The 13,286-nt window shown below is 59.2% G+C and carries 13 protein-coding genes; 4 read left to right on the top strand and 9 right to left on the bottom strand.

The annotated features are described in order from the left end of the window. The first annotated feature begins 16 nt into the window (after positions 1-16). The 3 genes from VZP09_RS20110 (at position 17) to VZP09_RS20100 (ending at position 3,308) form a co-directional block, all read left to right on the top strand. Entirely contained in the window at positions 17-1,006 is a 990-nt protein-coding gene (locus VZP09_RS20110) for a sulfate ABC transporter substrate-binding protein (RefSeq protein WP_002922936.1), read from the top strand. Positions 1,007-1,168: 162 nt separating this feature from the next. Beyond that, the gene (locus tag VZP09_RS20105) at positions 1,169-1,939 is read left to right on the top strand and encodes a CDP-diacylglycerol diphosphatase (RefSeq protein WP_014906767.1); all 771 of its coding nucleotides are present in this window, start codon (positions 1,169-1,171) and stop codon (positions 1,937-1,939) included. A 64-nt stretch (positions 1,940-2,003) separates the two neighbouring features. Continuing rightward, on the top strand, positions 2,004-3,308 hold the full coding sequence (locus VZP09_RS20100) for an SLC13 family permease (protein ID WP_032439048.1): 1,305 nt from the start codon (positions 2,004-2,006) through the stop codon (positions 3,306-3,308). Between the two features lie 92 nt (positions 3,309-3,400). Here the strand turns inward: VZP09_RS20100 and tpiA are convergent, their stop codons facing one another. Both tpiA and VZP09_RS20090 read right to left on the bottom strand, forming a co-directional pair. After that, complete coding sequence (tpiA, locus tag VZP09_RS20095) at positions 3,401-4,168, bottom strand: triose-phosphate isomerase (RefSeq protein ID WP_002922909.1); 768 nt, start codon at positions 4,166-4,168, stop codon at positions 3,401-3,403. 109 nt (positions 4,169-4,277) lie between these two features. After that, the gene (locus tag VZP09_RS20090; RefSeq protein ID WP_002922908.1) at positions 4,278-4,880 is read right to left on the bottom strand and encodes a YiiQ family protein; all 603 of its coding nucleotides are present in this window, start codon (positions 4,878-4,880) and stop codon (positions 4,278-4,280) included. A gap of 112 nt (positions 4,881-4,992) precedes the next feature. On the opposite strand from VZP09_RS20090, the gene VZP09_RS20085 reads away from it, so the two are divergent. After that, positions 4,993-5,421, top strand: coding sequence for a DUF805 domain-containing protein (locus VZP09_RS20085; RefSeq protein ID WP_004901418.1), 429 nt, complete (start codon positions 4,993-4,995; stop codon positions 5,419-5,421). On the opposite strand, the gene fpr is transcribed toward VZP09_RS20085, so the two are convergent. The 7 genes from fpr to gmk form a co-directional block, all read right to left on the bottom strand. Next, positions 5,422-6,168, bottom strand: coding sequence for a ferredoxin--NADP(+) reductase (gene fpr, locus VZP09_RS20080; protein WP_004173895.1), 747 nt, complete (start codon positions 6,166-6,168; stop codon positions 5,422-5,424). 150 nt (positions 6,169-6,318) lie between these two features. Further along, a complete protein-coding gene (gene glpX / locus VZP09_RS20075) occupies positions 6,319-7,329 on the bottom strand; it encodes a class II fructose-bisphosphatase (protein ID WP_002922903.1) in 1,011 nt (336 codons plus the stop codon). Positions 7,330-7,377: 48 nt separating this feature from the next. After that, on the bottom strand, positions 7,378-9,459 hold the full coding sequence (gene recG, locus VZP09_RS20070; protein WP_004151504.1) for an ATP-dependent DNA helicase RecG: 2,082 nt from the start codon (positions 9,457-9,459) through the stop codon (positions 7,378-7,380). Between the two features lie 5 nt (positions 9,460-9,464). Further along, complete coding sequence (gene trmH / locus VZP09_RS20065) at positions 9,465-10,154, bottom strand: tRNA (guanosine(18)-2'-O)-methyltransferase TrmH (RefSeq protein ID WP_004181538.1); 690 nt, start codon at positions 10,152-10,154, stop codon at positions 9,465-9,467. A 4-nt stretch (positions 10,155-10,158) separates the two neighbouring features. Next, the gene (spoT, locus tag VZP09_RS20060; RefSeq protein ID WP_004150214.1) at positions 10,159-12,279 is read right to left on the bottom strand and encodes a bifunctional GTP diphosphokinase/guanosine-3',5'-bis pyrophosphate 3'-pyrophosphohydrolase; all 2,121 of its coding nucleotides are present in this window, start codon (positions 12,277-12,279) and stop codon (positions 10,159-10,161) included. Between the two features lie 18 nt (positions 12,280-12,297). Next, the gene (gene rpoZ, locus VZP09_RS20055; protein ID WP_000135058.1) at positions 12,298-12,573 is read right to left on the bottom strand and encodes a DNA-directed RNA polymerase subunit omega; all 276 of its coding nucleotides are present in this window, start codon (positions 12,571-12,573) and stop codon (positions 12,298-12,300) included. 54 nt (positions 12,574-12,627) lie between these two features. Further along, positions 12,628-13,251, bottom strand: a complete 624-nt coding sequence (gmk, locus tag VZP09_RS20050) for a guanylate kinase (protein WP_002922664.1) — start codon at positions 13,249-13,251, stop codon at positions 12,628-12,630. Positions 13,252-13,286 lie beyond the last annotated feature (35 nt).

Below are 13,286 nucleotides of genomic sequence, written 5' to 3'. Positions count from 1 at the left end.
TAAAGAGAGCGGTGCGATGAATAAGTGGGGCGTAGGGTTAACTCTGTTGCTGGCATCCGCCAGCGTTCTGGCAAAAGACATTCAGCTATTAAACGTATCTTATGATCCAACGCGCGAGCTGTACGAACAGTACAACAAAGCGTTTAGCGCACACTGGAAGCAGGAGACCGGCGACAACGTGGTGATCCGCCAGTCGCATGGTGGCTCTGGCAAACAGGCGACCTCGGTGATTAACGGTATTGAAGCGGATGTGGTCACGCTGGCGCTGGCCTACGATGTCGACGCTATTGCTGAACGCGGCCGCATCGATAAAAACTGGCTGAAACGCCTGCCGGATAACTCTGCGCCGTATACCTCCACCATCGTGTTCCTCGTCCGCAAGGGCAATCCGAAACAGATCCATGACTGGAACGATCTGATCAAACCGGGTGTGTCGGTCATTACCCCGAACCCGAAAAGCTCCGGCGGCGCCCGCTGGAACTACCTGGCGGCCTGGGGCTATGCCCTGCATCAGAATCACGGCGACCAGGCGAAAGCCCAGGAATTCGTCAAGGCGCTGTATAAAAACGTGGAAGTGCTGGACTCCGGCGCGCGCGGTTCGACCAATACCTTCGTAGAACGCGGCATCGGCGACGTACTGATCGCCTGGGAAAACGAAGCGCTGCTGGCGACCAACGAACTGGGCAAAGACAAGTTTGAAATCGTGACCCCAAGTGAGTCGATTCTGGCTGAGCCGACCGTCTCGGTGGTCGACAAAGTGGTGGATAAGAAAGGCACGCGTCAGGTGGCGGAAGCGTACCTGAAGTATCTCTACTCGCCGGAAGGCCAGGAGATTGCGGCGAAGAACTTCTACCGCCCGCGCGATCCGAATGTGGCGAAGAAATATGCTAACGAATTCCCGAAACTGAAGCTGTTTACCATCGATCAGGAGTTCGGCGGCTGGACGAAAGCGCAGAAAGAGCACTTCTCCAACGGCGGCACCTTCGACCAGATTAGCCAGCGTTAATTCTCTTGTCCCTGCTTGCGCTACGCTTAGCAGGGCTACAGTTTTGCGCGGTGCGTAGCCCGGGTAAGGCATCAGCCGCTACCCGGGATAACGCCCCGTCCACCATCTGTTTTCATTTAGTCATCAAATTACGCTACTCTTCCGCTTCAGGCTTAACAGGGAATGAAAATGAGAAGAGTAAGATACTTTTTGCTGGCGCTGCTGGTGGCGATCCTCGCGGCGCTGGCGGGCGGCTACTACTGGCTGCACTCTGGCAACCCGGACGCATTACGCAAGATTGTCCTGCAGCAGTGCGTACCCCATCAGCAACAGCAGCAAAACCCGTCGCCGTGCGCGGAAGTGAACCTCAAGGGCGGCTATGTGCTGTTTAAAGACCGTAACGGCCCGCTGCAGTATTTGCTGATGCCGACCTACCGCATCAACGGCACCGAAAGCCCGCTGCTGCTGGATCCGTTGACGCCGAACTTTTTCTGGCAGGCCTGGCAGGGGCGTGAAATCATGAGCCAGCGCCACGGCGCGCCGGTTCCTGATAACGCGGTATCGCTGGCGATCAACTCGCGCAGTGGACGTACGCAAAACCATTTCCATATTCATATCTCCTGCCTGCGCCCCGATGTGCGCGCGCAGTTAGATAAGGATGCCGCAGCGATCAGCAGCCGCTGGCTGCCGCTACCGGGCGGGCTTCAGGGCCACGAATACCTGGCGCGCCGGGTGACGGAGGCGGAGCTGGCCCAGCGTAGCCCGTTCCTGATGCTGGCGGAAGAGGTGCCGGAGGCGCGTGAACATATGGGACGCTTCGCGCTGGCAATGGCGCAACAGAGCGACGGCTCGCTGGTGCTGCTTGCGACGGAGCGTAACCTGCTGACCCTGAACCGGGCTTCAGCGGAAGAAATTCAGGATCATCGCTGCGCCATCCTTAACGCAAACCACTAGTTCTGGCGTTTACCTGTCTTACCTGTCGTCNTATTCTTGCTGAAAAAAACGACAGGAGACAGGCATGTCGCTCTGGCTTACCCACCCGCTGTTCCTTCCTTCATTGATTGTCGGCGTCACCATCGTGCTCTGGGCGACGTCGCTGCTGCCGGAATTTATCACCGCGCTGCTGTTCTTCTCAGCGGCAATGATGGCGAAAATCGCTCCGCCGGAGGTGATCTTCGGCGGCTTTGCCTCTTCGGCGTTCTGGCTGGTGTTCAGCGGCTTTGTGCTCGGCATCGCCATCCGTAAAACCGGACTGGCGGACCGGGCGGCGCAGGCGCTGTCGGCCAGGCTCACCGACTCCTGGCCGCGGATGGTCGCCAGCGTGGTACTCCTGAGCTACGCCCTGGCGTTCGTGATGCCCTCCAACATGGGGCGCATCGCGCTGCTGATGCCGATCGTGGCGGCGATGGCCCGCCGCGCGGGCATTGCCGACGGCAGCCGCGGCTGGTTCGGCCTGGCGCTGGCGGTGGGGTTCGGCACCTTTCAGCTGTCGGCAACGATTTTGCCCGCCAACGTGCCGAATCTGGTGATGAGTGGCGCGGCGGAAGGCTCGTACGGTATCCATCTGAATTATGTTCCCTATTTACTGCTGCATACGCCGGTGCTTGGCTGGCTGAAAGGGGCGGTGCTGGTGGCGCTGATTTGCTGGCTGTTTCCCGGCAAGCCGCATCCACCGCGCGACCTGGCGCCGCTGCCGCCGATGAGCCGCGACGAGAAACGTCTGGCGTGGCTGCTGGCGGTGGTCCTCTCGCTATGGGTGACCGAGAGCTGGCACGGCGTCGGCCCGGCGTGGACCGGCCTGGCGGCGGCTGTGATCACGCTGCTGCCGCGGGTGGGCTTTATTAACGGCGAGGAGTTTGCCAGCGGGGTGAATATGCGCACCTGCATTTACGTCGCCGGGATTCTGGGGCTAGCGATCGCCGTCACCCAAACCGGGATTGGCGGCGCAGTGGGCAATGCGCTGCTGCAGGTGATGCCCCTGGATAAAGACAATCCTTTCACCAGCTTTCTCGCCCTGACCGGGATAACCAGCGCGCTGAACTTTATTATGACCGCCAACGGCGTGCCGGCGCTGTATACCACCTTTGCCCAGAGCTTTGCCGACGCCACCGGTTTTCCGCTGCTAAGCGTGATTATGATTCAGGTGCTGGGCTATTCCACGCCGCTGCTGCCCTATCAGGCGTCGCCGATCGTGGTGGCGATGGGGTTAGGCAAGGTCCCGGCGAGGGCGGGGATGCAACTGTGTCTGGCGCTGGCGGCGGTGAGTTATCTGATTTTACTGCCGCTGGACTACGCCTGGTATCAGCTGTTGGGGAAACTGTAACGGCAAAAGAAAGCCCGGCTTGCGCTGTGCTAGGCCGGGCTCCCACGTTTTGTCAGTCAACCCGGTCGCGTGTCGCCACCGGGAAAAGCGAATTACGCTTTTTTCGCTGCTTCTGCTGCTTTAACGATCACCGCGAAAGCGTCAGCTTTCAGGGAGGCGCCGCCAACCAGCGCGCCGTCGATGTCCGGCTGGGTGAACAGCTCTGCGGCGTTGCCAGCGTTAACGGAACCGCCGTACTGGATGATCACTTGCTCAGCGATTTTGGCGTCAGCTTTAGCAATGTGGTCACGGATGAATTTGTGCACCGCCTGCGCCTGAGCCGGGGTCGCTGATTTGCCGGTACCGATAGCCCATACTGGTTCGTAAGCGATAACCACGCCTTCGAAAGCGGCAGCGCCCTGGGTTTTCAGCACGGCGTCGATCTGACGCGCGCAAACTTCTTCCGTTTTGCCCGCTTCGTTTTCGGCTTCGGTTTCACCGATGCACAGAACCGGGGTCAGACCCTGCTCTTTCAGCACCGCGAATTTCTTCGCGATCAGCTCGTCGGATTCTTTGTGGTAGGTACGACGCTCGGAGTGGCCGATGATGATGTACTGCGCGCCGATATCTTTCAGCATTTCGGCGGAGGTTTCACCGGTGAATGCGCCGGACAGGTTCACGTCAACGTTCTGCGCGCCCAGGTGAATGTGGCTGCCTTCTGCCGCGCGCTTAGCCAGGTCCAGATACATTTCCGGCGGGGCGATGGCAACTGCACAGCCGCTTACGCCAGCCAGCTCGGTACGCAGGTTCGCAACCAGTTCGTTTACCATGTGGCGGCTGCCGTTCAGTTTCCAGTTACCCATCACTAAAGGATGTCGCATTTTAATTCTCCACGCTACTTAAGCGAATTAAGGAATATAGCCGCCCCAGAGGGCAGCATGGTCTGTGAAACAGTATAGAGACTCGTCACTGGAAAGGCTTTGCTTTTTGTCATTTATTGTTACCTTCCAGCGTTTCAGATAGCGCCAGCTTAATCGGTTCAATGGCGAAGGTCAGGCCCTTTTCCCCATGATCTGCCACCACATAGCGCACGGCGCCTTCGGTATCGGCGAAGTAGCGCTTGCCCTTGCCGGCGGCCAGCAGTTTCTGCAGTTTTTGCTGGCTTTGCGCCTGGCTAAAAGTCGGCACGAAGGCGCGGATCATGGCGCTCATATACTCCAGCGCTTTGGTCCTGGCCGCCTTTTGCTCCGGCCCCTGGATCGGCAGCCAGGTGATCTGCATGGATTTGATCTTCAGCGTGCCGCGCTCCAGCGCGGTGGAGGCATAGAGATTTTCGTTAATTTTGCTGGCGGCGCGGGTCAGGTTAGCCCGATCGCGACTGGTGGCGATGGAACGGAATTCGTTCAGAGGCAGCTTTGGGTTATCGGCGTTGAATTTCTCGCGGAACTGACTGATCGACTGGTCAAAGCTCGGCGCGCCGGCGAGCAGGTAGGGCGCTGCCGCGGTCGTCGATTCGCTCTCTGCGGACAACGCGTGCGGGCCGACGGCAAGGCCCATCAGCCCACTTAACCACAAAATTGTCCACTTCTTCATGCCCGTCGTTCCTTTTTTTGCCTGCTGACGATTAAATCGGGAAGCGCGGCGCTTGTCAAAAAGTCACGACGCCAGGGTAAACTACGCAGACGATGATGATAAGGAAAAACGCATGACCCTACAGCAGTGGTTATTCTCAATTAAAGGGCGCATTGGCCGCCGCGATTTCTGGATCTGGATTGCCATCTGGCTGGTGACCATGAGCGCCCTGTTTACCCTGGCAGGCAGCAATCTGCTCAACCTGCAGACGGCGGCGTTTATTATCGTCTGCCTGCTGTGGCCGACGGCGGCGGTGGTGGTCAAGCGGCTGCACGATCGCGGCAAATCCGGGCTGTGGGCGCTGCTGATGGTTCTGGCGTGGATGCTGCTGGCGGGGAACTGGTCGATGTTGCCGCAGGTCTGGCAGTGGGGCGTCGGGCGCTTTGTGCCGACGCTGATTATCGTCATGATGCTGATCGACCTGGGGGCGTTTGTCGGCACCCAGGGCGAGAATAAGTTCGGCAAGGAGACCCAGGACGTGCGCTGGAAAGCGGACGCCTGATTACCAGTAGTGCTCCGCCGTCATATGGCCCGGCCGGCGACGCAGATGTTTGGTCATCTGCCGGGTCTCTTTTAACAGCTGTTGGGTATCGCGCACCATTTGCGGGTTGCCGCACAGCATCACATGGCTGGTGTCAGTGGTCATCGGTAGGCCGACGGCCTCTTCCAGCGCGCCGGTTTCAATCAGAAACGGCACCCGGCCGGTCAGCGAGCCTTCCACGGTTTCGCGGCTGACCACCGTCTGAATACGGAGTTTGCCGGCATAGCGCTGCTCCAGTTCGCGCATTAGCGGCAGATAGCTCAGGTCCGCGGCGTAGCGGACGGCGTGGACCAGCACCAGGTTGTTAAAGCGCTCAAGGTCCTTGCCTTCCTGCAAAATTGACAGGTACGGCCCCAGCGCAGTGCCGGTCGCCAGCATCCACAGGGTATCGCAATCCGGTACTTCCTCGAGGACGAAGAAACCTGCCGCTTCACTCACCACCAGGACTTCATCGCCCGGCTTCAGCGCCGCCAGACGCGGGCTCAGCTTGCCTTCCGGGACGGTGACCAAATAGAACTCGAGGTCGGGATTGCCGGGGGCGTTGACGTAGGAGTAGGCGCGCTGCACGCGTTCGCCGTCGATTTCCAGCCCGAGCTTGGTAAATTGCCCGGCGGTAAACGGATGAACAGGCGCCCGCACGTATAAACTGAACAAGGCGTCCGTCCAGTACTCCACTTTTGTCACTTTGCCGCTAACCCAGTCCGCCATCGTCTTCTCCTGTTGCCAAGCGATGCCTTATCTTCGGTCCAGACGAGCCAGATTTCCACCCCGAAGGCGCAAGAAAGCTCTATTGATCAAATATAAACGAAGAACAGGGCAACCGCCTGCGGACGGTTGCCTGGGAGAGAAAAAGCGGTATTACAGGATGTGCTGCTGAATGTCCGGATCTTTACGGTCGAGGTAATGAATCGACTGGATACGACGGATAGTGCGCGACTTGCCGCGGATCAGCAGCGTCTCGGTGGTGGCCATGTTGCCCTTGCGGGTGATGCCGTCCAGCAGATCGCCTTTGGTGATCCCGGTGGCGGAGAAGACGACGTTATCGCTGCGCGCCATTTCATCCAGACGCAGCACTTTGCCCGCTTCAATGCCCATGGTTTTGCAGCGCGCCAGCTCATTTTCACCGATGCGGCGGTTCTCTTCGTTATCGCCCTTCACGTGGTGGCGAGCCAGCAGGCGCCCCTGCATATCCCCGTCGAGGGCGCGGATCACCGCGGCGGAAACCACCCCTTCCGGCGCGCCGCCGATGCCGTACAGTACGTCGACTTCGCTATCCGGCATGCAGGTGAGAATAGAGGCCGCGACGTCGCCATCGGGAATAGCGAACACGCGCACGCCCAGCTGCTGCAGCTGGGCAATGACCGCGTCGTGGCGCGGTTTCGCCAGCACGGTGACGGTCAGCTCGCCCAGCGGCTTGTTCAGGGCGCGGGCGATATTGTGCAGGTTCTCTTCCAGCGGCAGATTGAGATCGATAGCGCCTTTAGCGCCCGGGCCGACGATCAGCTTTTCCATATACATATCCGGCGCGTTGAGGAAGCAGCCCTTATCGCCGACCGCCATCACCGCCAGGGCGTTGGCCTGGCCCATCGCCGTCATGCGGGTGCCTTCGATGGGATCGACGGCGATATCTACCGCATCGCCCTTGCCGGTACCCACTTTTTCGCCGATATAAAGCATCGGCGCTTCATCGATTTCGCCCTCGCCGATGACGATGGTGCCGTCGATATTGACGAGGTTAAGCATAATGCGCATGGCGTTAACCGCTGCGCCGTCGGCGGTATTCTTATCGCCGCGGCCCAGCCATTTATAGCCCGCCAGCGCGGCGGCTTCGGTGACACGCGAAAATTCGATGGCCAGTTCTCGTTTCATAATCCACTCGTTGTGTAGAAAAGTTGCCCGCAGCGCGGCAAAAGCGCGCTACGCGTTGGAATAGCGTTCGGTTTCCGGCATCCAGCGCTCGATAAGCGCCTGGGCCTGCAGCGGATAGCGTTCATGAATGTGGCGAGCAATGCGTTGAACATCGGGGATCATCGCCTGATCGCGCAGTAAGTCCGCCACTTTAAATTCGGCGTTGCCGGTCTGGCGGGTGCCGAGCAGCTCGCCGGGACCGCGAATTTCGAGGTCTTTCTGGGCAATGACGAAACCATCGTTGCTGTCGCGCAGGACCTGCAGACGTTTCTGCGCCGTTTTGGAGAGCGGCGATTTATAGAGTAGCACGCAGTGGGAAGCGACCGCGCCGCGCCCGACGCGCCCTCTGAGCTGGTGCAGCTGCGCCAGACCCAGACGTTCCGGGTTTTCGATAATCATCAGGCTTGAGTTAGGCACGTCGACGCCGACTTCAATCACCGTGGTGGCTACCAGCAGATGCATCTCGCCCTGCTTGAAGGCCTGCATCACCGCCTGCTTCTCCGCCGGTTTCATCCGCCCGTGGACGAGGCCGATATTGAGCTCCGGCAGCGCCAGTTTGAGCTCTTCCCAGGTGGCTTCCGCCGCCTGGGCTTCCAGNAGATCGGACTCTTCAATCAGCGTACAGACCCAATAGGCCTGGCGACCTTCATGGGTACAGGCGTTGCGCACACGGTCGATAATATCGCTGCGCCGGGTGTCGGGGATGGCGACGGTGGTCACCGGAGTTCGGCCTGGCGGCAGCTCGTCGATAATCGAGGTGTCCAGATCGGCGTAGGCGGTCATCGCCAGGGTGCGGGGGATCGGCGTGGCGGTCATGATCAGCTGATGCGGGTGGAATCCCTGCTGCTGACCTTTCTCCCACAGCGCCAGCCGCTGATGCACGCCGAAGCGGTGCTGTTCGTCAATAATCACCAGCGCCAGGCCGTTAAACTGCACCTGCTCCTGGAAGATGGCGTGGGTGCCGACAATCATCTGCACCTCGCCGCTGGCGATAGCCTCCTGCTGCGCCTGACGGGCTTTGCCTTTCTGTTTGCCCGCCAGCCAGCCGACTTCTATGCCCAGCGGTTCGAACCAGTTGCGGAAGTTATTGGCATGCTGCTCGGCAAGCAGTTCGGTGGGCGCCATCAGCGCCACCTGTTTGCCGTGGACGATAGCGCGCAAGGCGGCCAGGGCAGCGACCAGCGTTTTACCGGAGCCAACGTCGCCCTGCACCAGGCGCATCATCGGCACGTCCAGCGCCATATCGTGTTCAATCTCGGCGGTAACCCGCGCCTGCGCGCCGGTGGGCTTAAAGGGCAGGGAGGCCAGCAGTTGGTTTTTCAGGGTATCGTTGGCGCCGAGCGGCAGGGCGTGATAGCGCTGGGCGCCTGCCCGCAGCGCCAGCATGCTGAGGTTATGCGCCAGCAGCTCTTCCAGAATCAGACGCTGCTGCGCCGGGTGCTTGCCGCTTTCCAGCTCGCTAAGTTGCAAGGAGGGCGGCGGGCGGTGCAGCGTACGCAGCGCCTCCGGCAGGCTCATCATCCCCTGCGCCAGCTCCGGCGGCAGGAGTTCGCTAATCGCGCAGGTTTCCAGGAGCTCAAGCGCCTGATCGGTGAGCTTGCGCAGGGTCGCCTGCTTGATGCCTTCGGTGGTCGGATAGACTGGGGTTAACGTTTCCTGCAGCTCCGGAGTACTCATATCGCCTTGGACGCGATATTCCGGGTGGATCATCTCGGCGCCGTACTTCCCGCGTTTGGCTTCACCGTAGGCCAGCACCCGACGACCGGTCGCGAGGCTGTTTTTCATCGCCGCGTTGAAGTTGAAAAAGCGCATGGTGAGGATGCCGGTGCCGTCGCTGATCTGGCAGGTCATCATCCGCCGGCCGCCGAAGGTGATATTGCTGTTGAGCACTTCACCTTCCACGGTGGCATAAACTCCGGGAAGTAGCTCGGCTATCGGGTAAAGATGGGTGCGATCTTCGTAGCGTAAAGGCAGGTGCAGCAGCAGATCCTGTACCGTATGCAGGCCAATCTTCGCCAGTTTGCTGCTCTGCGCAGCGCCCACACCGGTGAGTGAACTGAGCGGAACGGCATCTAACAGGCGGCCTGACATTGGGTTTACCTCGCAGCCTGCATGGTAGCCCACCACGCGGCATCGGCTTCCACTTCGCCCTGCTCGTTAACGTGGGGGTAAGGCAGACCTTTTTGTCTGGCGACGCGGGCCAGCACCGGATAGCCGCCTTCGAACAGCAGGCGCTGCTGCTCTTGTGGCGGCAGCATGCTGTTGGCGCGTTGGTACATCCCGGCATTCTGCCGCTGGCGCTGCGCCTCGTAGAGGATCAGCGCCGAGGCGACGGAGACGTTCAGCGACTGCACCATGCCGATCATCGGGATAATGATGTCCTGATCGGCCAGCGCCAGCGCTTCCTGGGTGATGCCGGTTTTCTCCTGGCCCATCAGGATGCAGGTTGGACGCGTATAGTCGATTTCACGAAAATCGATGGCTTTGTCGGAAAGGTGAGTGGCAAGAATTTGCATGCCCTGGCCTTTCAGGTGGCCGACGGCATCTGCGATAGTGCGGTGGGTTTTAACCTGCACCCAGCTGTTGCTGCCCGCGGCGGCGGAGGCCATGGTACGCATCCGGCTGCTCGGCCAGACGGCATGCACTTCGTGTACGCCAACGGCATCTGCGGTCCGGATGACCGCAGAGACGTTATGAGGCTTATGGACCTGCTCCATGCAGACCGTCAGGTCAGGCTGACGCCTGGCGAGCATCTCGCAGATACGCTCGTAGCGCTTTGAGTTCATAAAGCTAGTTTCGGTTACGGGTGACTTTAATCACGTCCGGCATGACGCGGATTTTGCGCATGATATTCGCCAGATGCACGCGGTCGCGCGCGGTCAGGCGGATAAAGGCGCTGTATACGCGGCCATCTTTCTCTTCCGTATTCAGGCTCTGGATATTGGAAGACGCGGTGTTGATCGCCGCCGTCAGGTTAGCCAGCGCGCCCTGGTGGTTAAACATGTCCACCTTGATTTCGGTGATGAACTCCTGAGCGGTCTCTTTATCCCACTCAACCGCCATAAATTTCTCCGGCTCTTTCTGGTAGCCGCGAATGTTACGACATGATTCATGGTGGATAACCAGCCCTTTACCCGGGCTGACGTGGGCGATAATCGGGTCACCTGGAATTGGACGACAGCACTTGGCGAAGGTGATCAACACGCCATCGGCGCCTTTGATTGGCAGATGACCGTGGTTCGACGCGTTAGCCGGTACCGGCGCCGCAGCGGCTTCGCCCTGCTGCAGGTTTTTTGCCACCACGACGCTCATGGCGTTGCCCAGACCGATTTCCGCCAGCAGATCGTCAAGCGAGGCCAGCTTCATGCGATCGAGTTCGCGCTGGATATTCTCCGGTGGGATCTCGGCGAGTTTGCGGCTTCCGCCCAGCGCGTGATTGAGCAGACGACGGCCAAGGCTGACCGAATCGTCGCGCTTAAGGTTTTTCAGCAGCTGACGGATCTTGGCGCGCGCTTTCGAACTGACGACAAAGTTCAGCCAGGCGGCGTTCGGGCGAGCGCCCGGCGCGGTGATAATTTCGACAGTCTGACCGCTGGAGAGCGGCTGCGACAGCGGATAGGGCTGACGGTCGACGCGCGCGCCGACGCAGGCATGACCGATATCGGTATGCACCGCGTAGGCGAAGTCCACCGGCGTGGCGCCGGCAGGCAGTTCGACAATGCGCCCTTCCGGGGTGAAAACGTAAATCTCATCGGGGAACAGATCGGATTTTACGCTCTCGATAAATTCAAACGAGCTACCGGCGCTCTGCTGCAGCTCCAGCAGGCTTTGCATCCAGCGCTGAGCGCGGATTTGCGCGGTGGTGCTGCTTTCGCCGCCGTGCTCTTTATAAGCCCAGTGCGCCGCTACCCCCATCTCCGCCATCTGGTCCATGTCTTCGGTACGAATTTGTACCTCGACCGGGACGCCGTGGGGGCCGATCATCGAGGTGTGCAAAGACTGATAGCCGTTCGCTTTCGGAATGGCGATGTAATCTTTGAAACGACCTGGACGCGGTTTGTAGAGGCTGTGCATCTGGCCGAGCACGCGATAGCAGATATCGGCATCATGGACGATAACGCGGAAGGCGTAGATATCCATGATCGAGTGAAAACGCTGCTCTTTAAGCACCATTTTGCAGTAGATGGAGTACAGATGCTTTTCGCGACCGCTGACGCGGCAGGGGATCCCCGCTTCCTGCAACCGTCCTTCGATTTCGGAGAGGATTTTTTGGATCATCTCTTTACGGTTGCCGCGCGCCGCTTTGACCACCTCTTTAATGACGCGGTAGCGATTAGGGTACAGTGCTTCAAAGCCCAGCTCTTCGAGCTCGGTTTTGATGTGATGGATACCTAAACGGTGCGCCAGCGGGCTGTAAATTTCCAGCGTTTCGCGGGCGATGCGGCGGCGTTTATCCGGGCGCAGCGAGCCCAGAGTACGCATGTTGTGGGTGCGGTCGGCAAGCTTGATGAGGATGACGCGAATGTCCTGCACCATCGCCATGATCATTTTGCGAAAGTTTTCGGCCTGCGCCTCTTTCTTATCGCGGAACTTGAGCTTATCAAGTTTCGACACCCCCTCTACCAGCTCGGCGACGCTTTTACCAAAAAGCTGTTCCATGTCCTGATAGGTGGCGGGGGTATCTTCAATCACATCATGCAGCAGCGCGGCCATCAGCGTTTCATAGTCGAGCTTCATCTCGGCCAGAATGCAGGCTACCGCGACCGGGTGCGTGATATAGGGTTCACCGCTTGAACGTGTCTGACCCTCGTGAGCGTCACGTGCAACGAGATACGCCTGCCGCAGACGCTTAATCTGGTCTTCCGGCAGGTAGTTTTGAATCAGCTGATTCAGGCTTTCAAACAGATACAAGGGCGACCCGCTGTGTGATTAACGACGACCTTCAGCAATCGCGGTAACGGCTTGTAATTCAGCGGCTTCCTGCTCTTGCTGTTCCTGGCGCTCACGTACGTCGAGGATCTGGTTGTTGATCAGACCTTCTTCGATTTCGCGCAGTGCGATAACGGTGGTTTTATCGTTTTCTTCCGGTACCAGCGGATCCTTTCCGCCAACCTGCATCTGACGAGCGCGACGCGCGGCGACCAGTACCAGGTCAAAACGGTTACCAATTTTCTCTACAGCGTCCTGAACAGTTACGCGTGCCATACTTAAAATGCTCCACAGGTGAAGAAATGACTGGGCATGATACTGAATGTGGGTTCAGTCTGCCAATAGTTTGGTGATTAAAGCGCCATGTCGCTGCTTTTGGCGGCTCATGCGCAGACGTTCAGCGCGGATGATATTTTTCAGGTCGCTCAGGGCGGTGTCAAAATCATCGTTCACAATCAGGTAATCATATTCCGCGTAATGGCTCATTTCCGCAACGGCCTGGGCCATCCGTTTCGCGATCACCTCTTCGCTGTCCTGGCCGCGGCCGCGCAGGCGACGGTCCAGTTCATCTTTTGACGGCGGCAGAATAAAAATACTGCGCGCGCCGGGCATGCTTTTACGGATCTGCTGCGCGCCTTGCCAGTCGATATCGAGGAAGACATCGACGCCGGTCGCCAGCACCTGCTCGATCGCTTTACGCGACGTGCCGTAATAGTTGCCAAAGACCTCTGCATGTTCCAGAAACGCGTTTTCGCCAATCATCGAGCGGAATTCGTCGTGATTCACGAAGAAATAGTGTTCGCCGTGCACTTCACCCGGACGCGGCGCCCGCGTGGTATGGGAGACCGATACCTGGGTGTCATACAACGGTTGGGTTTTTAATAAAGCCTGAATCAGGCTGGATTTACCCGCGCCGCTAGGGGCGGAAACAATATAAAGCGTGCCTTGAGCCATGAGTGTCTTTTGTATGTGGTTATCGAAAGAGGTCC

Source organism: Klebsiella sp. EMBS2024, assembly GCF_036233805.1.
Classification (GTDB): Bacteria; Pseudomonadota; Gammaproteobacteria; order Enterobacterales; family Enterobacteriaceae; genus Klebsiella; species Klebsiella pneumoniae.
Note: the sequence above shows the minus strand (reverse complement) of the source record. Positions and strands in the feature narration are given on the sequence as shown.